Origin of the sequence: Bradyrhizobium sp. AT1, from assembly GCF_001590795.1 — a bacterium.
Lineage (GTDB): Bacteria > Pseudomonadota > Alphaproteobacteria > Rhizobiales > Xanthobacteraceae > Bradyrhizobium.
Window position 1 is genome coordinate 939,578 of the sequence record NZ_JXDL01000001.1, and the last position, 21,991, is coordinate 961,568.

20 protein-coding genes are annotated in these 21,991 nt (G+C 65.7%); 3 read left to right on the forward strand and 17 right to left on the reverse strand.

Annotated features, from left to right (window positions below; all coding sequences use genetic code 11):
• Positions 1-20: 20 nt before the first annotated feature.
• Together SE92_RS04415 and SE92_RS04420 are read right to left on the reverse strand one after the other, a co-directional pair.
• The gene (locus SE92_RS04415) at positions 21-1,415 is read right to left on the reverse strand and encodes a LysM peptidoglycan-binding domain-containing M23 family metallopeptidase (protein WP_063194640.1); all 1,395 of its coding nucleotides are present in this window, start codon (positions 1,413-1,415) and stop codon (positions 21-23) included.
• 109 nt (positions 1,416-1,524) lie between these two features.
• Positions 1,525-2,175, reverse strand: coding sequence for a protein-L-isoaspartate(D-aspartate) O-methyltransferase (locus tag SE92_RS04420; protein ID WP_157095104.1), 651 nt, complete (start codon positions 2,173-2,175; stop codon positions 1,525-1,527).
• A 226-nt stretch (positions 2,176-2,401) separates the two neighbouring features.
• Here SE92_RS04420 and SE92_RS04425 point away from each other — a divergent pair, with 226 nt between their 5' ends.
• Positions 2,402-2,773: a response regulator gene (locus SE92_RS04425; RefSeq protein WP_063203345.1), complete on the forward strand. Its 372-nt coding sequence runs from the start codon at positions 2,402-2,404 to the stop codon at positions 2,771-2,773.
• Positions 2,774-2,884: 111 nt separating this feature from the next.
• Here the strand turns inward: SE92_RS04425 and surE are convergent, their stop codons facing one another.
• The 12 genes from surE to SE92_RS04485 form a co-directional block, all read right to left on the reverse strand.
• Positions 2,885-3,652 (reverse strand): 5'/3'-nucleotidase SurE, encoded by a 768-nt coding sequence (gene surE / locus SE92_RS04430; RefSeq protein ID WP_063194641.1) that lies wholly within the window; start codon positions 3,650-3,652, stop codon positions 2,885-2,887.
• A 96-nt stretch (positions 3,653-3,748) separates the two neighbouring features.
• Entirely contained in the window at positions 3,749-4,111 is a 363-nt protein-coding gene (locus SE92_RS04435) for a hypothetical protein (RefSeq protein ID WP_063194642.1), read from the reverse strand.
• Between the two features lie 122 nt (positions 4,112-4,233).
• Positions 4,234-5,565, reverse strand: coding sequence for a serine--tRNA ligase (gene serS, locus SE92_RS04440; protein ID WP_063194643.1), 1,332 nt, complete (start codon positions 5,563-5,565; stop codon positions 4,234-4,236).
• Between the two features lie 192 nt (positions 5,566-5,757).
• On the reverse strand, positions 5,758-6,573 hold the full coding sequence (tatC, locus tag SE92_RS04445) for a twin-arginine translocase subunit TatC (protein ID WP_063194644.1): 816 nt from the start codon (positions 6,571-6,573) through the stop codon (positions 5,758-5,760).
• A complete protein-coding gene (gene tatB / locus SE92_RS04450) occupies positions 6,570-7,064 on the reverse strand; it encodes a Sec-independent protein translocase protein TatB (RefSeq protein ID WP_063194645.1) in 495 nt (164 codons plus the stop codon). Before tatB ends, tatC begins: the two co-directional genes overlap by 4 nt.
• Before the next feature lie 86 nt (positions 7,065-7,150).
• Positions 7,151-7,384, reverse strand: coding sequence for a twin-arginine translocase TatA/TatE family subunit (locus tag SE92_RS04455; RefSeq protein ID WP_063203346.1), 234 nt, complete (start codon positions 7,382-7,384; stop codon positions 7,151-7,153).
• A 167-nt stretch (positions 7,385-7,551) separates the two neighbouring features.
• The gene (gene scpB, locus SE92_RS04460; RefSeq protein WP_063194646.1) at positions 7,552-8,313 is read right to left on the reverse strand and encodes an SMC-Scp complex subunit ScpB; all 762 of its coding nucleotides are present in this window, start codon (positions 8,311-8,313) and stop codon (positions 7,552-7,554) included.
• 21 nt (positions 8,314-8,334) lie between these two features.
• A complete protein-coding gene (locus SE92_RS04465; protein ID WP_063194647.1) occupies positions 8,335-9,174 on the reverse strand; it encodes a segregation and condensation protein A in 840 nt (279 codons plus the stop codon).
• Entirely contained in the window at positions 9,171-10,199 is a 1,029-nt protein-coding gene (nagZ, locus tag SE92_RS04470; RefSeq protein WP_063194648.1) for a beta-N-acetylhexosaminidase, read from the reverse strand. Before nagZ ends, SE92_RS04465 begins: the two co-directional genes overlap by 4 nt.
• A 46-nt stretch (positions 10,200-10,245) precedes the next feature.
• Entirely contained in the window at positions 10,246-11,805 is a 1,560-nt protein-coding gene (locus SE92_RS04475; protein WP_063203347.1) for an SPOR domain-containing protein, read from the reverse strand.
• 140 nt (positions 11,806-11,945) lie between these two features.
• Entirely contained in the window at positions 11,946-13,736 is a 1,791-nt protein-coding gene (argS, locus tag SE92_RS04480; RefSeq protein ID WP_063194649.1) for an arginine--tRNA ligase, read from the reverse strand.
• 9 nt (positions 13,737-13,745) lie between these two features.
• A complete protein-coding gene (locus tag SE92_RS04485) occupies positions 13,746-14,942 on the reverse strand; it encodes a deoxyguanosinetriphosphate triphosphohydrolase (protein WP_063194650.1) in 1,197 nt (398 codons plus the stop codon).
• Between the two features lie 122 nt (positions 14,943-15,064).
• Between SE92_RS04485 and erpA the strand changes: the two genes are divergently transcribed.
• Complete coding sequence (gene erpA / locus SE92_RS04490; protein WP_063194651.1) at positions 15,065-15,394, forward strand: iron-sulfur cluster insertion protein ErpA; 330 nt, start codon at positions 15,065-15,067, stop codon at positions 15,392-15,394.
• Between the two features lie 4 nt (positions 15,395-15,398).
• Here the strand turns inward: erpA and SE92_RS04495 are convergent, their stop codons facing one another.
• Positions 15,399-17,729, reverse strand: coding sequence for an ATP-binding protein (locus SE92_RS04495; RefSeq protein ID WP_063194652.1), 2,331 nt, complete (start codon positions 17,727-17,729; stop codon positions 15,399-15,401).
• 134 nt (positions 17,730-17,863) lie between these two features.
• Here SE92_RS04495 and xth point away from each other — a divergent pair, with 134 nt between their 5' ends.
• A complete protein-coding gene (gene xth, locus SE92_RS04500; protein WP_063194653.1) occupies positions 17,864-18,661 on the forward strand; it encodes an exodeoxyribonuclease III in 798 nt (265 codons plus the stop codon).
• 66 nt (positions 18,662-18,727) lie between these two features.
• Here the strand turns inward: xth and SE92_RS04505 are convergent, their stop codons facing one another.
• On the reverse strand, positions 18,728-19,555 hold the full coding sequence (locus SE92_RS04505; RefSeq protein ID WP_063194654.1) for a tetratricopeptide repeat protein: 828 nt from the start codon (positions 19,553-19,555) through the stop codon (positions 18,728-18,730).
• Positions 19,542-21,263 (reverse strand): dihydroxy-acid dehydratase, encoded by a 1,722-nt coding sequence (gene ilvD, locus SE92_RS04510; protein WP_063194655.1) that lies wholly within the window; start codon positions 21,261-21,263, stop codon positions 19,542-19,544. Before ilvD ends, SE92_RS04505 begins: the two co-directional genes overlap by 14 nt.
• Positions 21,264-21,991: the final 728 nt, after the last annotated feature.

Below are 21,991 nucleotides of genomic sequence, written 5' to 3' on the forward strand. Positions count from 1 at the left end.
AGCGACAATTTGGCGGCGCCTCACGCCCCGTTCAGGAATTGAAGCGGGTCAACCGGGCTCGATCCCTTGCGGATCTCGAAGTGGAGCTGCGGCGACGCCACCTCCCCGGATTGACCCGACTTGGCAATGACCTGACCGCGCTTGATGGGATCGCCGCGCTTCACCAGCAGCTCACTCGCATGGGCATATGCGGTGACGTAGCCGTTGGAGTGCCGAACCAGGACCAGATTGCCGTAACCCTTCAGCTCGTTGCCGGAATAGGCGACGACGCCGTCTTCGGCGGCCTTGACCGGCGTCCCCTCGGGCACCGCGAGATTGATGCCGTCGTTGGACTTGCCGTTGGTCTTGGCGCCGTAGCTCGTGACCACCTTGCCGCGCACCGGCCAGCGGAAGGTCGGCAGCGCGCTGGTGGTCTCGGCAGCCTTCGCAGGCGCCTCGGCGGGCTTCTCTTCGACGTTCGCCGTGGCCTGGGCCAGGCGCGCGCTCTGCACCGGTGCAGCGGCGGCCATCTTGGTGGCAGGCACCGGGGCAGCCGCAACGGGCTGCAGCGTTCCAGCCACCGGAGCGGCCCCGACCGGAGCCGCAGCCAGCGGAGCCGCGACGGCGGCGGTCTTGGCGCCGGGCACGGTCAGCCTCGTGCCGAGCTTGAGCTTGGCCGAGGGATCGAGACCGTTGGCACGAGCGAGCTCGGCCGACGAGATATGGTTCTTGCGGGCAATGCTGGCGAGCGTGTCGCCATGATTGACGAAATGCGTGCTCGACGGCGCAGCCATGACCGCAACCGGCTTCGCAGCGGGAGCTGCCGCGACCGGAGCCAGTGCAGGCGCGGGTGCAGCAGCGGTGGCCGTGGCCGGATGCGGGATGATCAGCTGCTGGCCGGGCGAGAGCGCGCGCGGGCCCTTGTAGCCATTGGCGGCAAGGATCGCCTGCGGCGTGACGTGATAGCGCTTGGCGAGCACGTCGAGCGTGTCGCTCGTGCCGACGATGATCTTGGTCCCGCCCGCTGGCTGGGCGGCGGCAACGGAGCGCGGCGGCACGGTGGCCGTGGTCTCCAGATGAGGCTGTGCCGGGGGCGCATAGGAGCTGACGCCGCGCCCGCCTCCCGATACCCCGCCACCTGCCGCGACGGGATAGGATTGCGGCGCCGAGACCGCCGGCGGCGGCAAGGGCTGCGACTGATAATAGCCGGGCTGCGTCTGCGGCCGCGCATATTGCGGCAGCTCGCGCGGCTGCTGCTGCGGCGGCGCCTGCTGCACCGATCCGGTCTGATCAGAGGCGAAGGGGTTGGAGAAGTTCGACTGGGACAGCCGCGACGACATGTCGGCGCTGCACCCTGCGAAGCTGAAGGAGATCAGCGCCAGCACCGCGACCTGCGGTACGCGGCGCGAGTAAAGCAACTCGGCGACAGCGGACATGGTTACTCACTCGTACGCAACAGAACTGGAGTTTTAAGTAAACACGCGCCGAGTAAATAACGGCTTAACCCTCCCAATAAGATGTTGGCAGCACAGCCGATCCGGAAATCTACAGCTCCCGCGCCACCCCGGGCAGCGCCGGCACGAAGCGGACCTCGACGAGTTCCCTGCGCTCGAGCCCGGCTTCGGTCCGCGCAAGGCGGATCAGCGTCTGCACGCCCTGATGCGGGCCGACCGGGGCGATCAGGATGCCGCCAACCTCCAGCCGCTCGATCAGGTTCTCGGGGATCTGCTCCATCGCGGCGGTGACGATGATGCGATCGAACGGGCCGATATTGGCCGGCAGGTTGAGCCCGTCGCCGAGCATCACCTCGACATTGTGATAGGCCAGTTTTTCGAGCCTGGCGCGTGCGGTGTCCGCAAGCTTGCGATAGCGTTCGACCGTCAGGACCTGGCCGGCGAGCCGCGACAGCACGGCGGCCTGATAACCCGATCCGGTGCCGATCTCGAGCACGCGGTGCTGCTTCCGGAGCTGGAGCTGCTCGGTCATGTAGGCCACGACGAAGGGCTGGCTGATTGTCTGCCCGCAGGCGATCGGCAGCGCGCTGTCGCGGTAGGCGCCCTCGCGATCGGCCTCGTCGACGAAAAGCTCGCGCGGCACCTCCTCCATGGTTCGCAGCACCGCCTGATCGCTGATGCCCCGACGCCTCAGCGTGAGCTGAAACATCATCTTTTCCGGCGGATGCTGATGGGAGGTCATTGCCTGATTACGCTGTCTTGCCGGGCCCGCGGGCGTCAAGCCCGGACGTCAGAACCGTGTTCCTGCCAAGGAACTCATGATAGCCTTCGGGTGGCGCATTTGACCACAGCTTGGCTTGCCATGGACGAGCCGCAATGACCATTTTCGGGCATCCCTTGGTCGAAACGCGCATTGCGTCAATTCGTGTTATCTGCGAACGTTTTTAGCAATGGGCAAGGACTCAACCATGACCACGACAGGGCTTTCCGGCCGCTCTGTATTCCTCGTCGAGGACGAGGTGATGATCAGGATGATGGTCGCGGACATGCTCGAAGAGCTCGGCTACAAGGTGGCCGCCGAGGCCGGCGACATCAACGAGGCCATGCGACTCGCCCAGGCGACCGAGTTCGACATCGCCATCCTCGACGTCAACGTCAACGGCAAGGTCATCTCGCCGGTCGCCGACGTGATCAAGGCCAAGGGCTGCCCCTTCATCTTCGCGACCGGCTACGGCTCCTCCGGCCTGCCCGAGCAGTACCGCGACCGGCCGGCGCTGCAGAAGCCGTTTCAGCTCGACGCGCTCGGCAAGACCATCGAAGCCGCACTCCGCGGCGGATAGGATGTTCCGTAGCCCGGATGGAGCGCAGCGCAATCCGGGAATCTCGCCACGAGCGACGACGAACCCGGATTTCGCTTCGCTCCATCCGGGCTACGGCATCTCGGCTGACCGCTATTTCAGCGTCGCGCTGAGCTCTTCTGAAAACGCCTCGTTGGTGCGGTCGAGCCGGAGCGGCGTGACCGAGACGTAGCGCTCGCGCAGCGCCGCGAGATCGGTGCCGTCAGCGGGCATATCCATCATCGCCGTACGCTCGAACCCGATCCAGAAATAGGGATTGCCCCGGCCGTCCTTGCGCTCGTCGATACGCAGGAATCCGAGATTGCGCTTGCCCTGGCGCGTGACGCGAACGCCGAGCACCTCTTCCGGCGCGCAGGATGGGAAGTTGACGTTGATGACGGTGTCCTTGGGGATGCCGGCGGCGATCACCTTGCGCAGGATGTCGGGACCGAACTTCCGCGCGGTGTCCCAGGGCGGCCGCTCGCGGGTCTCAACGCTGAACTCCTGCGACAGCGCGAACGACGGCAGGCCGAGGATGGTGCCCTCAAGCGCGCCGGCGATGGTGCCGGAATAGACCACGTCCTCGGCGACGTTGCGGCCCTTGTTGACCCCGGACAGCACGATGTCGGGCAGCTTGGGCCCGAGGATATGCCGCGCGCCCATGATCACGCAGTCGGTCGGCGTGCCGCGCACGGCAAAGTGCCGCGGCCCGACCTCGCGCAGGCGCAAGGGATCGTTCAGCGACAGCGAATGCGACACGCCGGACTGATCGAGCTCGGGCGCGACCACCCAGACATCGTCGGACAGAGCGCGCGCGATCTCCTCGACGACCTTGAGGCCGGGGGCGTGAATGCCGTCGTCATTGGTGCAGAGGATGCGCATGCGAAGGGTCGATTCCAGAAATGGGGGTCTGAGCCGTCTTATCCGGCTCCGGCCGATCAGGCAAACCGGCTGATCAGGGGTTCCCAGCCTGGTCCGCTACCGGCGGATGCGCCATTGCGGCAGAAAGCGCGCCAGCCGGCCCTCCGCGCGCAGCTGCATCGCCGGCACGGCCGGACTGACGACCGGCGCCTCGATCACGCCGAGTGCCTCCAATTGCGCAGCCAGCGGATTCGACTCCGGCGCCTGCGGAAAGCGTTCGCGCGCCACCTTCAGCGCCGTGTCGAAATCAGCTGCATTCACACCGGGCTTGGCGCGCCGGCTCCGCACGAGATCGTCGTCCCAGAGCCGTGCGATGTCGATGTCGAGCACGCCGCGCAGGCGCTGGTCCACGGCCTGGATACCGGCCCCCGTCACCGCCCATTGTCTGCCGACCCAGAAGATGTCGCGGTGCAAGGCCATGAACGGGCGGGTTCGCGTTGCGGGGGCCGGCAGGATAGCCGGCCGCCCGATCTGCGCAACGCGATTCTCGTCATGCCGCGTTTTCTTGACGCGAACCGGTATCCACTTCGCTCGAAAACGCTTTAGTCGCGCGCGATTACTTTCAGTCCGCCCATATAGGGCTGCAGCACATCGGGGACCGCGATCGAGCCGTCCTCCTGCTGATAGGTCTCCATCACGGCGATCAGCGCGCGGCCGAGCGCGGTGCCGGAGCCGTTCAACGTGTGGACGAAACGCGGCTTGCCGTCCGGACCGCGCGAGCGCGCGTCCATGCGGCGGGCCTGGAAGTCGCCGCAGACCGAGCAGCTCGAGATCTCGCGGAACGCCCCGCCCTCACCTTGGCCCGGCATCCAGACCTCGATGTCATAGGTTTTTTGCGACGAGAAGCCCATATCCCCTGCGCAAAGCGTCATCACGCGATAATGCAGGCCGAGCCTCTGCAGCACCTGCTCGGCGCAGGACAGCATCCGCTCCAGCTCGTCCTTGCTGGCTTCGGGCGTCGTGATCGAGACAAGCTCGACCTTGGTGAACTGGTGCTGGCGGATCATGCCGCGGGTGTCGCGCCCCGCAGCGCCCGCCTCGGCGCGGAAGCACGGCGTCAGCGCGGTCAGGCGCATCGGCAGCTGCTTCTCGTCGAGGATGGATTCGCGCGCGAGATTGGTGAGCGACACTTCCGCGGTCGGGATGAGGCCGAGGCGCTCCGTCCGCAGCCGCTCCTGGTCGGCCGATGCCAGCAGCTCGCCCTTGATCGCCCAGAACTGGTCGTCCTCGAATTTCGGCAATTGTCCGGTGCCGAACATGATTTCGTTGCGCACCAGCAGCGGCGGGTTGATTTCGGTATAGCCGTGCTCGTCGACGTGCAGGTTCAGCATGAACTGACCGAGCGCGCGCTCGAGCCGCGCCAGCGCCTTCTTCAGCACGACGAAGCGCGCGCCGGAGAGTTTTGCCGCCGCCTCGAAATCCATATAGCCGAGAGCCGTACCGAGATCGTCATGCAGCTTCGGTGCGAAGCTGTAGTTGCGCTTGGTGCCGAACACATGGTGCTGCACGTTGCCGTGCTCGTCGACGCCGTCGGGCACTTCATCGAGCGGAATGTTCGGGATCGCGGACAGCTCTTTCGTCAGATTCTCGTCGGCAGCTTTCGCCGCGGCTTCAAGCTCCGGCATCGTGGTCTTGAGCTCGGCGACCTCGGCCATCAGTTTGGCCGCGCGCGCCTCGTCCTTCGCCTTCTTGGCGTCGCCGATCTCCTTGGAGGCCGCATTGCGCCGCGCCTGCGCCTGCTCGGACGCCAGGATCGCGGAGCGCCGCGTCTCGTCGATCGCGAGCAGCGAGGCCGACAACGGCTTCAGGCCACGCCGTGCGAGGCCGGCGTCGAAGGCTTGCGGATTGTCGCGGATCGATTTGATGTCGTGCATGGGCGTGGTCCTGGATCAGCGCGTAAGCGTACACCGGCAAACGTTGTGCGCCAGCGCGCCTCCCCCTAGCACAGCTGTCATCATCCGCGAAGGCGGATGATCCAGTATTCCAGAGACGGCAGTGATTCCACGATGGCCGCGGCGTACTGGATTCCCCGCATGCGCGGAGAATGACGGCGGTGCGTGTGGCCCCTACTCCGCCGGATTGGCCGGCGTCGACACGTCGGTGCCGGTGGTCGCCTGCGCGGCTGCCGCCGCTTTCTTCTCCACCATCCCGACCGCGATGATCGAGCCCTCGTAGAGCGCCAGCAACGGAATCGCGAGTGAGCACTGGCTGAGCACGTCGGGCGGCGTCAGCACGGCCGCGATCACGAAGGCGATGACGATGAAATAGCGCCGCTTCTCGCGCAGCATCTTCGAGCTCACGATGCCGATCCGGCCGAGCAGCGTCAGGATCACCGGAAGCTGAAAGGCGATGCCGAAGGCGAAGATCAGCGACATCATCAGCGACAGATATTCGCCGACCTTCGGCAAGAGCTGGATCTGCGCGGTCTCGTCGCTTCCGGCCTGCTGCATGCCGAGCGAGAAGCGCACCAGCATCGGCAGCACGACGAAATAGACCAGCGCCGCACCGAGCACGAAGAAGAACGGGGTCGCGACCAGATACGGCAGAAAGGCCTGTTTCTCGTGCTTGTAGAGGCCCGGCGCGACGAATTTGTAGATCTGCGTCGCGACGATCGGGAACGAGATGAAGCCGGCGCCGAACAGCGCGAGCTTGAGCTGGGTGATGAAATATTCCAGCAGCGCCGTGTAGATGAACTTGGAATTCTCGGGACCCGCGACCCAGACGAACGGCCAGACCAGCACGTTGTAGATCTGCTTGGCGAAGAAGAAGCAGAAGATGAACGCAATGCCGAAGCCGAGCAGCGCCTTGATCAGCCGCGAGCGCAGCTCGATCAGGTGGTCCATCAGCGGGGCCTTGCTGGCCTCGATATCGGCGTCGCTCATGACGCTTTGGCGTCCTTGATCGCTTCGGAGGGCGCGGTGTCCTGCGCCACTTGCGCCTGCTCGACCTCACGGGTGATGGCGAGCGGTTCGTTCGCGGCCGCATGCGCCTCGGCTTCCACGAAGGTCGCAGGCGTCGGTGCTTCCGGTGTGGTCGGGGTCGTCGGCGGTTCGACGGCCGTGGTGGTCGGCGTCTCCGCGGGCTTGTCGAGCGCATCGACGCGCAACGCGTCGCTGACGTCCTTCTGGAGCGAGGTCAGCGGGTTGAATCCGGTTGCGGCTTCCTTGACCTCGTCGAAGCTCTTCTTGAGGTCGGCCATTTCGGCCTCGCGCATCGCTTCCTGGAACTGGCCCTGGAATTCGGCGGCCATTTTGCGGGCCTTGCCCATCCACTGTCCGACCATGCGCAGCACGCCCGGCAGCTCTTTCGGGCCGATGGCGATCAGGGCTACGACCCCGATGAGGACCAGTTCACTCCACCCGATGTCGAACATGAGGTCTTCCGTTCACGCCAGCCGCAGCCGGCCCAACCCTCGCGCGCAGGATCAGGGCGCTGGCCGCGTCGCGTGCTTCTTTCGGCTCAGACGGCTTTGCTGCCGACGTCGGACCGCGCCGCAGTCGGCGTGCCATTGTGCTCGATGGACTTGGCCGGCTCAGGCTTCTCGGCGGGCTTGTCGTCGTCCTGCATGCCCTTCTTGAATGCCTTGATGCCCTGTGCCACGTCGCCCATCAGATCCGAAATCTTGCCGCGGCCGAACAGCAGCAGGACCACTGCGATCACCAGGATCCAGTGCCAAATGCTGAGTGAACCCATCCTGCAACCCTCCAAACGCGCATAGCCGGGGACCCGGCCGATCTTCATCGAAACCTAGGCTCGGCAGGCCTCAAAAACAAGGACCAAGGCGGCGCCAATTCGCTGTTGGCGCTACGTAATCTTGCTAGTGTTAACCGGTCGCAGGGCACCGGTAAAACATCACGGCTTCACTCTTCGGAGCCGCCTTCACTGCCACCTTCACCGGTTTCCGGTGCAGCTTCCGACGTCTCGGGCTCGACCGCAGGCGCCAGCGCCAGATCGAGGTCCTCGCCCGGTTCCAGCGGATCCTCGTCCTCGCGGAGCTGCGGGTCGTCAGACGGCGTCGGCACGCTGAATCCGGTCGGCAGGCGCGAATCCAGCAGGCCCGTGCCCTTCAGCTCCTCGAGGCCCGGCAGATCGCCGAGCTGTTCCAGGGTGAACTGCGACAGGAAGTCCTCGGTGGTTCCAAAGGTCAGCGGCCGGCCCGGCGTCTTGCGCCGGCCACGCGGCTTGATCCAGCCGGTCTCCAGCAGCACGTCGAGCGTACCCTTCGAGGTGACGACGCCGCGGATCTCCTCGATCTCGGCGCGTGTCACCGGCTGGTGATAGGCGATGATCGCCAGCACCTCGATCGCCGCACGCGACAGGCGGCGGGTCTCGGTGCTCTCCCGCGTCATCAGCCAGGCGAGATCGCCGGCGGTGCGGAAGGTCCATTTGTTGGCGACGCGGACGAGATTCACCCCGCGCAACGAATAGTCGGCCTGGAGCTGTTCCAGCGCCGCCTTGACGTCGACGCCCTCGGGCATGCGCTTGGCCAGCGTCGCGGTGTCCAGCGGCTCACTCGAAGCAAACAGCAGCGCTTCCAGCAGCCGCAATTCCTCGGGACGTGCCTGGGTTTCGTTCTCCATCGGCTCGGCCTCTTCTACCCGCACTTCAGCCAGGCTTGCCATGGTAGCTTCTCCTTCTTGCACTTAAGCGACCGGCGCATCAGGCGCAGGAGCTGCGTCCGGCACCGGCTTGGGGCGCCCCTTGCGGAAATAGATCGGCGCGAACGCCTCTTTCTGGTTCAGCTCCAGCTGACCTTCGCGCACCAGTTCGAGCGCGGCGGCAAAGCTCGAGGCGAACACCGTCGCGCGCTGCGTCGGATCGGCGACGTGGCGGATCAGGAAATCGTCGAGCACACCCCAATCGTCCTGCTCGGTGATGCTGCCGACCAGCCGCTCCAGCGTGGCGCGCGCCTCCGCAAGCGACCACACCGTGCGCTTGGCCAGATGCACGCTCGCCAGCACGCGCGACTGGCGCTGCGAGGCGTAGGCGGTGAGCAAATCGTACAGCGTCGCGGTATATTTCGGATGCCGGATCTCGGCGATCTGCTCGGGCTCGCCGCGCGCGAAGATGTCACGCTGCAATTGCGGCCTGTTCATCAGCCGGTTGGCCGCTTCGCGAATGGCTTCCAGCCGGCGCAGGCGGTTGGCGAGCGCGGTGGCCATCTGCTCCGCGCTCGGGCCTTCCGCGCTCGGCGGCTCCGGCAGCAACAGGCGCGACTTCAGGAAGGCGAGCCACGCCGCCATGACGAGGTAGTCGGCGGCAAGCTCCAGTCGGATCTTTCGCGCGGCTTCGATGAAGTGGAGATACTGGTCAGCGAGCGCCAGGATCGAGATCTTGGCGAGATCGACCTTCTGCTGGCGCGCCAACGCGAGCAGCAGGTCGAGCGGGCCCTCATAGCCCTCGACGTCCACCACCAACGCCGGCTCACCCTCGGCAAGCTCTGCGGGCCGCCCGGTTTCGAAGGATAGAATTTCTGCGGTCATGCGGATGCCGTGTTTGCCCGTGCGATCAATGCGTCCAGCTCAATGCGTGCGGCCGCCCTGTCGAACGGCTGCGGCGGCTTGCGTGCAGCGAGCGCAGCATTCGCCCGCTGCAGTGCCAGGCCGGACAGCTCAGGTGTCTGGCCGGCGACGTCGCGCATCTCCTCGATATTGCCGTTGCAATGCAGGGCCATGTCGCAACCGGCCGCGAAGATGGCGCGGGTCCGTTCGGCGATATTCCCCGACAGCGCGTTCATCGACACGTCATCACTCATTAACAAACCCTGGAACCCGATTGCGCCGCGAATCACGTCAGCAATCATTGTCGCAGATGTCGTCGCCGGATGGGCGGGGTCGACCGCGCTAAACACAACATGTGCAGTCATGGCCATCGGCAGGTCCGCCAGCGGCTTGAACGCCGCGAAGTCGGTCCGTTCCAGCTCATCCCTCGGCGTATCGACCGTCGGCAGCTTGAAATGGGTGTCCGCGGTGGCCCGGCCATGGCCGGGAATGTGCTTGAGCACCGGCAGCACGCCGCCCTGCTCCAGCCCTTCGGTGACCGCGCGCGCGATCGCCGCGACCTTGGCCGGCTCGGTGCCGTAGGCCCGGTTCCCGATGACGGCATCGGCGCCCGAAACCGGCACGTCGGCCAACGGCAGGCAATCCACGGTAATGCCGAGATCGGCGAGATCGGCCGCGATCAGACGGGCCGACAGGCGCGCCGCCGTAAGGCCGAGGGCCGAATCAGTGTCGTACAAGGTCGAGAAAACAGCCCCCGGCGGATAGACCGGCCAGTGCGGCGGACCCAGCCGCTGCACCCGTCCGCCTTCCTGGTCGATCAGCACAGGCGCGTCGGCGCCCCGCGCCACGGCGCGCAATTCCGCAACCAAAGCAGCCACTTGAGCCGGCGTAGCGACATTGCGCTTGAAGAGGATGAAGCCCCATGGACGTTCGGCGCGGATAAACGCCCGCTCGTCGGCGGTCAGTTCGGTTCCGGAAACGCCGGTAATGAAGGCCCGCGTGCTCATAACGGCCGATTAACCCTGACCCGCGAGGGGGTCAAGGAAACGGCCGTTAATTCCTCTGGACGAAGCAGTTCGGCAGGCCTGCGGACTTCAGGCTGTTGCAGGCATGCGTCGCCTCTTCGGCCGAGCCATAGGGGCCGGCGAAGGCGCGATAGACGATGCCCTTGCCCTTGTCGGTCAGATCGGTCCGCTTGATCACCGGCGAGCGCGATCCGAGGATGCTGCCATACTTGCCCTGAAGCACGCGGTAGGACGCGGCGGCACTATCTTCGCTCTGCTGCGAGGAGACCTGCACGATGTAGCCGCCACCGCTGCTGGTGGCGGGCGCGATCTGCGTCGGGGCGGTCGCGGCCATCCGCTGCTGCGGCGGCTCGGCCGCCGGGACCGATTGCGGCGCCAGCGACATCGGCTGGTTGGCGCTGGCATTGGCCGAGGTTGGCGGATTGCGCGGCGCGGCAGGTGCAGCCGGCGCAGCAACAGGCTTCGGTGCAGCGGTCGTAGGCCTGGCGGCAGCGGCCGATTGCGGCGTGGCGCTGTCAGTCTGATCGCCCTTCACCGCCACAGTCCTGATCGCGCGCGGCGAATTGTTCGGCAGCGTACCGTTGCTCGCGCCCGGCGGCGGCACCGCGGACGGCGACACGCTCGCGACCGACGGCGGGTTCGCATTCTGGTTCAGCGGCGGAAACACCACGCGGGGACCGCCCGCCTTGGCGTTGACGTCGACCGGCGCCTCTTCGCGCGGGACGATCTTCTCGGTGCCGTCGCCGGTCACCATGCGATCCGGCACCTTGGCCGAGGAATCCGTCGGCGCGGGCACGATCTTGGTCGGGGTGTTGTCGGCCTTGATGATCGGCGGCTCACCGCTGCGGGGCGAGCCGACATAGGTCTTGTAGGCGAAGGCTGCGCCCGTGCCGACCACGGCAAGCGCCAGGATCGCCGCGACCGTCATCATGCCGCCGCGCTGCTTCTTCGGCTCCTCGGCTTCGGCCTCGGGATAGTCGCTCTGATAGGCGTAGGGATCGTCAGGATAAGCCGGCTCACGCTGGTAGTCCTGCTCGCCTGCCTCGAGCCGACCATAGAGCGCATCGTCGTAGCGCGACGGATCGGGCTGCTGATACGGCTCCTGATAGGCTTGCTGCTGGTAGGCGTGATCCTGCTGCTGGTGGGCTGGCTGCTGGTAAGCCTGCCCCTGATAGGCGTGATCCTGATAGGCCTGCGGCTGATGAAAATCAGGCTCGGGCGCGGCGGGCTGGGCTGAATAGCGATGCAGCGGATGCACCGGGCTCACGGAGACGGGATAGTCAGGCTCCGGCTCGGGTGCCGGCTGCGGCTGCACATTGGCGCGCCGCATCCACGAGGGCGGCGTCGGCGCGGCCGGCTCGGAATAGTCCTGCTGATAGTCGTCCTGCAGGTCGTCGTGATCCTGATAGCTCTGGGCGGGCGCTGCCGGCGGCTGCGCAGCCGGCCGTCCCTGCGCTGCGAATGGATCGGTCTGTCCGATCAGGCGGGCGAGCTCGGCCAAGGGATCGCTTTCCGTCCTGCCATGCGGGTTGCCACCGCGACCATAGTCATCGGAAGGAAACGGTCTGTCCTGATATCGTTCGGCCATCGTGATGATGCGTCCCTTCGGGAAAGCCGCGCGCCCCTCGACCAAGGCACGGCTTTCGACCCACAAGGCTTTCAACCAAGTTTAAGCGATCCGGCTTCTGCCGGTTACCCCCGAATTCCCCTTAAGTAGTTCGCCCCAAACTACCGCATCTCGTTCGGAGCATGGACGCCGAGGATGGCGAGGCCCGATGCCAGAACCGAGACGACGCCCTGGACCATGGCCAGCCGCGCCTTCGTTAGATCTGCATCATTATTGATAATGAAGCGTAAATAGGGCAAATCGCGCCCCTTCGTCCAAAGTGCATGAAATTCGCTGGCTAAATCATAGAGATAAAAGGCAATTCGGTGCGGCTCGTGGGCCGCGGCAGCAGCTTCGAGCATACGAGGATATATTGCGAGGCGCTTGAGAAGTTCAAGCTCGACCGGGTCCGACAACCGCTCCACCGCCGACTCACTGAGCCAGGCGATCCGCTTGTCCGCATCCTCCGGGAGTTCCGGGAACACCTCGGCCCGCGCGTTGCGGAAGATCGAGTGGCCGCGGGCGTGGCCGTACTGGACGTAGAACACCGGGTTGTCGCGCGACTGTTCCATGACCTTGGCGAGGTCGAAGTCGAGCACCGCGTCGTTCTTGCGGTAAAGCATCATGAACCGGACGGCGTCCTGGCCGACCTCATCCACCACCTCACGCAAGGTGACGAAGTCCCCGCTCCGCTTCGACATTTTCACCGGCTCGCCATTGCGCAGCAGCTTGACCAGCTGAACGATCTTGACGTCGAGCGAGCCCTTGCCCGAGGTCGTCGCCTTCACCGCCGCCTGCATCCGCTTGATGTAGCCGCCATGGTCGGCGCCCCAGACGTCGATCATCTCCGCAAAACCACGGTCGAACTTGTTCTTGTGGTAGGCGATGTCGGAGGCGAAGTAGGTGTAGGAATTGTCCGACTTGATCAGCGGACGATCGACATCGTCGCCGTAAGCAGTCGCCTTGAACAGCAGCTGCTCGCGGTCTTCCCAGTCCTCGACCGGCGCGCCCTTCGGCGGCGGCAGGCGTCCTTCGTAGATGTCGCCCTTCGCCTTCAGGAAATCGATGGTCTCGGCAACCTTGTTGTTGCCGGTCTCGATCAGCGAGCGCTCCGAGAAAAACACGTCATGGCGGATGTTGAGGGCGGCGAGATCGTCCTTGATCTCGTCCATCATCATCGCGATCGCCTTGGCGCGCACCGTCGGCAGCCACTCGGCCTCGCTCATGGCGAGGAGCTTGTCGCCATGTTCCTTGGCCAGCGCCGCGCCGACCGGCTTCAGGTAGTCGCCGGGATAGAGTCCTTCCGGAATCGCACCGATGTCCTCGCCGAGCGCCTCGCGATACCTGAGGAACGCGGAGCGCGCGAGCACGTCGACCTGGGCGCCGGCGTCGTTGATGTAATATTCGCGCGTGACGTCGTGGCCGCCGAACTGGAGCAGGCTCGCCAGCGCATCGCCGAACACCGCGCCGCGGCAATGGCCGACATGCATCGGCCCGGTCGGATTGGCCGAGACGTATTCGACATTGACCTTGGAGCCGCCGCGGACGCGGCCGTAATCGGCGGCCTCGCGCAGCACCGTCCGCAGTGCCTCGGCCCAGGCCGCCGGCTTCAAGGTCAGATTGATGAATCCGGGACCGGCGACGTCGACCTTGGCGATCAGCGCGTCGGCGCGGAGCTTTTCAGCGATCTGCTCCGCGAGGTCGCGCGGCTTGGCCTTTGCCTCTTTCGCCAGCACCATGGCGGCGTTGGTCGCCATGTCGCCATGGGTGGCATCGCGCGGCGGCTCGACCACCACGCGGGAGAAATCGATCCCCTCGGGCCAGTTGGCTTCCACAGCCAGCGCGCGGCAGACGGCGTGCACGCGTGCGAGCACGTCGGCGAACAAATGCAGGGATGAGGATGTCTGGGGCATGGCCGCCGCCTAACGCAAATCCGGGGTCGAGTCAAAAAGCCGCTGGTGCTCGGTCAGGGCGAAACGGTCGGTCATTCCGGCGATGAAATTACCGATCCGGCGAGCCCGGTCGCCCTCATTATCAGCCTCCGCCCCCAGCAGCCATTCCGGCGGCAACTCGGCCGGCGCCTTCAGATATTTGGCGAACAGGTCGAACAGGATCTGCTCCGCTTCCCCCATCACCCGCATCACCCGCTCGTGGCGGTACATGTGCTGGTACAGGAAGCGCTTGATGGCGGTCTCTTCCTCGGCGACCTCGGGCGGGAACGCGACCAGCGCCCGGCTCTGCCGGCGCACGTCCTGAGCCGATTGCGGCTTCACCGCAGCGAGGTTCTTCTGCGTTTCCGCGAACACCGCGCCGATCAGATGCGAGATCAGCTCGCGTACCAGCTCGGCGCCGCGTCTGAGGTCTTCGAGGTCAGGGTAATGCGCCGAGGTCTCGGCGATGATCTCGGCCGTGAGCGGCATCACCTTGAGATCGTCGAGGTGGAACAGGCCGGCGCGCAGGCCATCGTCGATGTCGTGGGCGTCGTAGGCGATGTCGTCGGCGATGGCGGCGACCTGCGCCTCCAGCGAGGCGAAGCTCCACAATTCCAGATCGTAGGTCTTGATGTAGTCGGCGATCCCCACGGGAATGCCGTGCTCGCGATAGCGCCCGACCGGCGCGCCGCTGCGGTCGGTCAGCGGACCGTTGTGCTTGACGATGCCTTCCAGCGACTCCCAGGTCAGGTTCAGCCCGTCGAACTCAGGGTAGCGATGCTCCAGCGAGGCGACGACACGGAGCGTCTGGGCGTTGTGGTCGAAGCCGCCGAAATCCTTCAGGCAGGCGTCCAGCGCCCGCTCGCCGGCATGGCCGAACGGGGGGTGTCCGAGATCATGGGCCAGCGCCAGGGTTTCGGTGAGGTCCTCATCCAGCCCAAGCTGACGGGCCAGCGCGCGGGCGATCTGGGCCACCTCCAGCGAATGGGTCAGCCTAGTGCGGTAATGATCCCCCTCGTGGAACACGAACACCTGGGTCTTGTACTTCAGGCGGCGGAACGCAGTGGCATGGATCACCCGGTCGCAATCCCGCCGGAACGGGCTGCGGGTGCGGCTCGGAGGCTCGGCGACCAGCCGGCCGCGGCTGCGATCGGGGTCGCAGGCATAGGGCGCGCGGGGGGCTGCCATTCCGACGGACACGGCGAATTTAGTCCCTATCCATTTGATTCTGCGTATGGTGGCACTTAACTATGTCGGGCGCGGGATACCAAATGAATTGGGTATGACTGCGGGACTATCGGAGACTTGCGATGACGACTGCCGTGACCATCAGTGACCGGGCCGCACGCCGGATTGGGGAGATCCTCAAGGGCGAAGGCTCTGGCGCGATGCTGCGCATCTCGGTCGAAGGCGGCGGCTGCTCCGGCTTCCAGTACAAGTTCGACATCGACCGTGCCCGGACCGACGACGATCTCGTGATCGAGCAGGACAATGCGGTGGTGCTGGTCGATTCTGCCTCGCAGCCGTTCCTGGAGGGGTCACAGGTCGATTTCGTCGACGACCTGATCGGCGCGTCGTTCCGCGTCAACAATCCCAACGCCACGGCGTCCTGCGGCTGCGGGACGAGCTTCTCGGTCTGAGCGCCTACGCGCCCGTGATCTGCCTTTCCTCGTCCGTCCACTCGACGTCATCAGGCATCAGCTCCGGCTGCAGCGGCGCGTCCTCCGACATGGTGTAACCATCCAGCGCACGCAGCAATGCCGCGACCAGCGCCGGCTTGCGCAGCGGCTTGGCGAGAAAGTCCGACATCCCCGCCTCGCGGCAGATCCTGACGTCCTCGGGGAAGGCGTTCGCGGTCAGCGCGACGATCGGCAAGGCCGCAAAGCGCCCTCCTCCCGCGCGGATCGCGCGGGTCGCGGCCAGGCCATCCATCTCCGGCATGCGAACGTCCATGAGGACCAGGTCGTAATCGCCCTCGGACACGGCCGCGACCGCCTCGACCCCGTCGGCGACGACCTTCAGCTCGACGTCGAACGCTCCCAACATCTTGCTCACGACCATGCGGTTGACCGCATCGTCCTCCGCGACCAGCACCTTCAACGGCCGATCGAGCCCGGCGATACGGGCCTTGAGCTCGTCGGCCTGGTCGCGCTCCGAGGTCTGCTCGGAGGCCTGCGTTTGGCTCCAGGGCAGCACCAGCGTGAAGCGGAAGGTCGATCCCTCGCCCGGCGTCGAGGTGACGCCGATGGTGCCACCCATCTGCTCGATGATGCGCCTTGAGATCGCAAGCCCAAGGCCGGTGCCACCGAAGCGGCGGCTGATCGAGGCGTCGGCCTGTGCGAAGTCGCTGAAGAGCTGGCCAAGTTTTTCCGGGGCGATACCGATGCCGCTATCGGTGACCGTCCATTCGACAGTCGCCAGCAGGTCGCGGCGCGCCTGGCAGGTCGCTGATATCGTCACCTCGCCTTCGTCGGTGAACTTTACCGCGTTGGAGGCGAGGTTGAGCAGCACCTGACGGATGCGCGCGACGTCGCCGCGCAGCGTCGGCGGCAGGTTCGGATCGAGCTCGACCTTGATGGCCAATCCCTTGCTCTTGGCACTTGCGCGCGCAACGGTCGCGACCGTCTCGACCAGTGCCTGCGGCGCGAAGTCGATCGCCTCGAAGGCGAAGCGTCCGGCCTCGAGCTTGGAGAGGTCGAGGATGTCGTTGAGGATGCGCTGGAGGTTGTCGCCGGACTCGCGGATCGTGGTGACGGCCTCGCGCTGCTCCGGATCGAGCTTTGTCTCCAGCAGCATGCTGGCAAGTCCGAGCACACCGTTCATGGGCGTGCGGATCTCGTGGCTCATCACGGCGAGGAAGTCGGACTTGGCGCGGCTCTCGGCCTCGGCCTTTTCCGCGCGCCAGCGCTCGGTGACGTCGCGTCCGAAGCCGCGATAGCCGAGGAAATGTCCCTCGCGATCATAGGCGGGCTTGGCGGTCAGCGACCACAGCCGCGGCTCGCCGCCGGCGACGACCTTGAGGTTCATCTCGTGCAGCGGCTCGTTCTGCTCCATCAGGCCGACGACGTTGTAGGCAGCGCTCTTGTCCTCGGGGCAGAGCATGTCGAGCACGTCGGCGAAATGCGATCCCTTCAGCAGCGGCAACGGCAGCTGCGCGACGGCGGCGAAGCGCTCGGGCACGTCGACCAGGCGCCCTTCGGCGTCGGTCTGCCACAGCCAGTCGCTGGCATTCTCCTGAAAATCCTTCAGCAGCAGCGAGATGATCTCGGTCTGCCGCTCCAGCTCGAGCTGGGCCTTGAGATTGCCGAGGAACAGATTGCCCTGCGAGACGATGTTGCGCGCCATGAAGAACGCGAACAGCAGCAGGAACACCGCGGTCACCAGATACGGCCCGGTGCCGCACAGCAGCAGCGCGCCCGCGCAGCCGACCGTCATGGTGGCGAGATAAACCAGGCCGGCGCGCGGGAAGGTCGAGAACGTGAAGGCGCCGCCGGACATCATGCCGACCATCAGGCAGGCCAAGATCAGCTGGCTGGTCGGCTCGATGCGGCTGAACAGAGCGAGCGGCAGCGCACCCCAGATCGCGGCGAGGAACACCGCCTGCCGCAGCATCTGCCGCGCGGCACGCGGGGAAGCCTCCTGCGGCGGGTTGCGATGCGACTTCCGCCACGAGCGCACCGCGAGCGAGGCAGTAGTGGCGAGCGTCAGGCCCCAGATCGCCAGGAAGTCGTTCCAGCCGCGACCCCAGAACAGGATCAGCACGATGGCGACGTTGAGCATCGTCACCGCCATCGTCACCGGGATCAGCCGCGTCACGGCATCGATCTGCTTGGCGCGGATGCGGCCGATCTCGCGCTCGCTGAGACCGGCGGTCAGGCCGTCCTCGATCTCGAAGCCGCCGAGCCAATACAGGAACGCGCCGATCAGGCCGTCATGCGGCTCGCTTCGCTTCATCGATTTGTCCGGCCATCCCATTCGAGGAACCTTTTGACGATCAATGGCCTGCCGCCTGCTTCAACCGGGTTAATTTTGTGGGGGATTTTGCGGCGTCCTTGACGGACGCGTTTGCAGTTTGTTCTAACCATGCCCCCTGCCCGGAGCCCGCCGACATGACCATCAGAGTTGCCACCTGGAACGTGAACTCCGTCCGGCAGCGGATCGACCTGCTGCTGACCTGGTTGAGGGAGTGCCAGCCGGACATCGTCTGCCTGCAGGAGATCAAATGTGTCGACGAGGCCTTCCCGCGGCTGGAGATCGAGGCGCTCGGCTACAACGTGGTCACCCACGGCCAGAAGACCTTCAACGGCGTTGCCCTGCTCTCCAAGCTGCGGTTCGACGAGACCAAGTCGGGCCTCGCGGGCGATGACGAGGACGCCCACGCCCGCTTCCTCGAGGGCGAGGTGACGCTCAAGTCCGGCGTGATGCGCATCGCCTGCCTCTATCTACCCAACGGCAATCCGGTCGGGACCGAGAAATATCCCTACAAGCTCAAATGGATGTCGCGGCTTCTTGAGTATTCGAAGGAGCGCCTCAAGACCGAGGAGCCGCTGATCCTCGCCGGCGACTTCAACGTCATCCCGCACGCCCGCGACGTGCACAACCCCGCCGCCTGGACCGAGGACGCCCTGTTCAAGCCCGAGACGCGGGAGAGCTTCCAGTCCCTGCTCGGGCTCGGCCTGACCGACGCCCTGCGGGCCGTCACCGACGAGGGCGGCCTCTACACCTTCTGGGACTACCAGGCGGGGGCCTGGCAGAAGAACCACGGCCTGCGGATCGACCATCTGCTACTGTCGCCGCAGGCCAGCGACAAGCTCGCCAATGTCGGGATCGACAGCTATGTGCGGGCCTGGGAGAAGCCGTCGGACCACGTGCCGGTGTGGGCGGATCTGGATCTGGAGGCGGCGTGAGCCGAGGCGCTGGGGTGGCGGATTGCGCCTGCGGCTAATCCGCCCCACGGCACCGAGCGCGCGGCCTTACTCCCGGCGGCCTTGCACCCACTGCTCCAGCATTTGCAGGGCCATGGCGCGGTCGTCGTCGGAGGCCTTGGCGAAGGCGCGGTTGTAGCTTTCCTTGATCCAGGTCTCTTCGATGCCGGCGCTGTCGCGCGCCAGCGTCAGCCACATCAGGCCGCGTGCGGCCTGCCGCGGCAGACGGTCGCCGTTGAACAGCATCTGGCCGAGCAGCGCCTGCGCCTCGTGCTGGCCCTTCTGGGCGGCAAGCCCGAGCCAGCGCGCGCCATAGCGGAAATCCTCACGCGAGGCGTCCGGCGTCTTCAGATAGAGCCGGGCGAGATCGTATTGGGCGTCGGCATTGCCGAAATAGGACGCCGCGTAGGAGAACATCTCCCGCGCCCGTTCCGGATCCGACTTGACCTTCGAGTTCGGGATGCCGCTGAGATAGTAGCGCCCGAGCGCGACGAAGGCGTTGGCCACGATCTGCGCCTGCGGCGCCGACGGGCTGTCCTCGGCATGCGCGTTGGCGATCCGGGTGAAATATTCGAAAGCGCGCAAATCGTCCTGGGCGACGCCGTCGCCATTGGCGTACATGCGGCCGAGCTTCCACTGCGCGATGGGATGACCGCCCTCGGCCGCATATTGCAGCGCACTGAGCGAGGTTTCCTGAGGCACAGCCGCCGGCGCGACCTTGCCGCGCATGGTCGCCGCGGTGCCCGGCAACGCGGTCACGACCGGGATGGTCGCGTCCTTCGGGTTGACCGGAGCGCCGTCGAAGGCAAGCGCCGGCGCGGCCAGCGCACTAGCCCCCAACACAAACGCAACTATGGCACGCCTAGATGTCCGCATAGCACTGTTTCTCGTGCGCGCCGCCCGGATGGGTCACTGCCCCCCCGACCGCTGGTCCAACCTGCTGAGCATATTTCCAGAGCGCACCCGACGTGTGGTTAGTCGCGCGAGCGCTCCATTTGGTCTTGCGTTGGGCGAGCTCGGCGTCGCTCAATTTTACGTTAAGGGTACCGGCGACGGCATCGATCTCGATGATGTCCCCGTCCTCGAGCAGCCCGATCGGGCCGCCGATGGCGGCTTCCGGCCCGACATGGCCGATGCAGAAGCCGCGGGTGGCGCCGGAGAAGCGGCCGTCGGTGATGAGCGCGATCTTGCCGCCCATGCCCTGGCCGGTCAGCGCCGCGGTGGTCTGGAGCATTTCCCGCATGCCGGGGCCGCCCTTCGGCCCCTCGTAGCGGATCACGATGACTTCGCCTTCGCGGTAGGTGCGCTTCTGGACCGCCTCGAAAGCATCCTCCTCGCGGTCGAAGCACCTGGCCGGACCGGTAAACCTGAGGTTGGACATTCCCGCGACTTTCACGATCGCACCTTCTGGCGCCAAATTGCCCTTCAGGCCGACCACCCCGCCTGTCACGGTAATGGGCTTGTCTGCCGGGTGCACCACGTCCTGGTGCGGATTCCACTTCACGCTCTTGAGGTTTTCGGCGATCGTGCGGCCCGTGACGGTAAGGCAATCACCGTGCAGGAAGCCGTTGTCGAGCAGCGTCTTCATCAGAAGCGGTATGCCACCTACTTCAAACATGTCTTTGGCGACATAACGGCCGCCCGGCTTCAAATCCGCGACATATGGTGTCTTTTTGAAGATTTCGGCGACGTCGAATAAGTCGAACTTGATACCGCACTCATGCGCGATCGCCGGCAGGTGCAGCGCAGCATTGGTCGAGCCGCCGGACGCGGCGACCACGGCCGCTGCGTTCTCCAGGGCCTTGCGGGTGACGATGTCACGCGGCCGGATGTTCTGGGCGATCAGGTCCATGACCTTCTCACCCGCGGTCATGCAGAACGCGTCGCGGATTTCATACGGTGCCGGGGCACCGGCCGAGTAAGGCAGTGCAAGGCCGATCGCCTCGGACACGGTCGCCATGGTGTTGGCGGTGAACTGCGCGCCGCAAGCGCCCGCCGAGGGGCACGCCACGCGCTCGATCTCGTCGAGATCTTCGTCCGACATGGCGCCGACCGAGTGCTTGCCGACGGCCTCGAACATGTCCTGGACGGTGACCTGCTGCCCGCGGAACGTGCCGGGCAGGATCGAGCCGCCATAGATGAAGATCGATGGCACGTTGAGACGGACCATCGCCATCATCATGCCCGGCAGCGACTTGTCGCAGCCGGCGAGCCCGACCAGGGCGTCGTAGGCATGGCCGCGCACGGTCAGTTCGACCGAATCGGCGATGCATTCGCGCGACGGCAACGACGAGCGCATGCCGTCGTGTCCCATGGCGATGCCGTCGGTGACGGTGATGGTGCAGAACTCGCGCGGAGTGCCGCCGGCCGACGCCACGCCCTTCTTCACCGCCTGGGCCTGACGCATCAGCGCGATGTTGCAGGGAGCGGCTTCATTCCAGCACGAGGCGACGCCGACGAAGGGCTGGTGGATCTGCGCGGTGGTCAGACCCATGGCGTAGAAATAGGACCGATGGGGCGCGCGCGCAGGGCCTTCCGTCACGTGACGGCTCGGCAGCCTCTGCTTGTCAATCTTCGCGCCCATCGCAAACCAGTTTCCCCGGTCAACCCTTTCAGACCCGAAAAATCAGAGCCAAGATTTGAATCGACCTTGGGGATTTTCTCGTGGCGTCGAGGACTGCCCGCTACGTCCAAAACATTAGAGCGATTTTATTCATGTTCGGGTGTGGCCAAAAAGCGGCGGTGATGCGAACCGCCGGTGATGACGGTTAAATCCGGGACGGGTGTTGCATGGACGGCACAATCGTTACCGGGAAGACACGGGGGTTGCTTACTGAAATACCCCTCGGAGATGACGGGTCACAATCTCTGATTTTATCATTCGAGGCACGCGCCCTGCACCCGTTCGCGGACGAGATTGCCGCAAGTGAGTCGGCCTTCTCCCCCACTCTCGTATCCCGGCTCTGCAGCGCACCACCCCGGACGATGCTCCGCATCGGCCGGGCCGCTGCGCTGCGTCCGGGGCATGAGATTGGGGTGTGGGGCATGCTCTCTCCACGTCATTGCGAGTTGTATGACGCAACGGCCCCGCTCTTTCCGCACCATCTCGCTCGCAGACGCGCCTTTTCGTTCTCGCGGCGCGTTTCGCCCGAGCTTTGCTTGATCACTCCGCCCCCAAATCCAAGAGGGCGCAGGGAAGGCCGGGTGCCGACAGGCACCCGCGGTCCGCTGCGCGAAATGCACACGCAGGAAGAACCGCACAGCAGCATACAGGTGTCGCCGATCACTCGGCCTTCCCTGCGCGATGGCTGG

Excerpts from the sequence above, each read along its gene's own strand:
- SE92_RS04415 (WP_063194640.1), bottom strand. The coding sequence starts at position 1,415 with ATGTCCGCTGTCGCCGAGTTGCTTTACTCGCGCCGCGTACCGCAGGTC.
- SE92_RS04420 (WP_157095104.1), bottom strand. The coding sequence starts at position 2,175 with ATGACCTCCCATCAGCATCCGCCGGAAAAGATGATGTTTCAGCTCACG.
- SE92_RS04425 (WP_063203345.1), top strand. The coding sequence starts at position 2,402 with ATGACCACGACAGGGCTTTCCGGCCGCTCTGTATTCCTCGTCGAGGAC.
- surE (WP_063194641.1), bottom strand. The coding sequence starts at position 3,652 with ATGCGCATCCTCTGCACCAATGACGACGGCATTCACGCCCCCGGCCTC.
- SE92_RS04435 (WP_063194642.1), bottom strand. The coding sequence starts at position 4,111 with ATGGCCTTGCACCGCGACATCTTCTGGGTCGGCAGACAATGGGCGGTG.
- serS (WP_063194643.1), bottom strand. The coding sequence starts at position 5,565 with ATGCACGACATCAAATCGATCCGCGACAATCCGCAAGCCTTCGACGCC.
- tatC (WP_063194644.1), bottom strand. The coding sequence starts at position 6,573 with ATGAGCGACGCCGATATCGAGGCCAGCAAGGCCCCGCTGATGGACCAC.
- tatB (WP_063194645.1), bottom strand. The coding sequence starts at position 7,064 with ATGTTCGACATCGGGTGGAGTGAACTGGTCCTCATCGGGGTCGTAGCC.
- SE92_RS04455 (WP_063203346.1), bottom strand. The coding sequence starts at position 7,384 with ATGGGTTCACTCAGCATTTGGCACTGGATCCTGGTGATCGCAGTGGTC.
- scpB (WP_063194646.1), bottom strand. The coding sequence starts at position 8,313 with ATGGCAAGCCTGGCTGAAGTGCGGGTAGAAGAGGCCGAGCCGATGGAG.
- SE92_RS04465 (WP_063194647.1), bottom strand. The coding sequence starts at position 9,174 with ATGACCGCAGAAATTCTATCCTTCGAAACCGGGCGGCCCGCAGAGCTT.
- nagZ (WP_063194648.1), bottom strand. The coding sequence starts at position 10,199 with ATGAGCACGCGGGCCTTCATTACCGGCGTTTCCGGAACCGAACTGACC.
- SE92_RS04475 (WP_063203347.1), bottom strand. The coding sequence starts at position 11,805 with ATGGCCGAACGATATCAGGACAGACCGTTTCCTTCCGATGACTATGGT.
- argS (WP_063194649.1), bottom strand. The coding sequence starts at position 13,736 with ATGCCCCAGACATCCTCATCCCTGCATTTGTTCGCCGACGTGCTCGCA.
- SE92_RS04485 (WP_063194650.1), bottom strand. The coding sequence starts at position 14,942 with ATGGCAGCCCCCCGCGCGCCCTATGCCTGCGACCCCGATCGCAGCCGC.
- erpA (WP_063194651.1), top strand. The coding sequence starts at position 15,065 with ATGACGACTGCCGTGACCATCAGTGACCGGGCCGCACGCCGGATTGGG.
- SE92_RS04495 (WP_063194652.1), bottom strand. The coding sequence starts at position 17,729 with ATGGGATGGCCGGACAAATCGATGAAGCGAAGCGAGCCGCATGACGGC.
- xth (WP_063194653.1), top strand. The coding sequence starts at position 17,864 with ATGACCATCAGAGTTGCCACCTGGAACGTGAACTCCGTCCGGCAGCGG.
- SE92_RS04505 (WP_063194654.1), bottom strand. The coding sequence starts at position 19,555 with ATGCGGACATCTAGGCGTGCCATAGTTGCGTTTGTGTTGGGGGCTAGT.
- ilvD (WP_063194655.1), bottom strand. The coding sequence starts at position 21,263 with ATGGGCGCGAAGATTGACAAGCAGAGGCTGCCGAGCCGTCACGTGACG.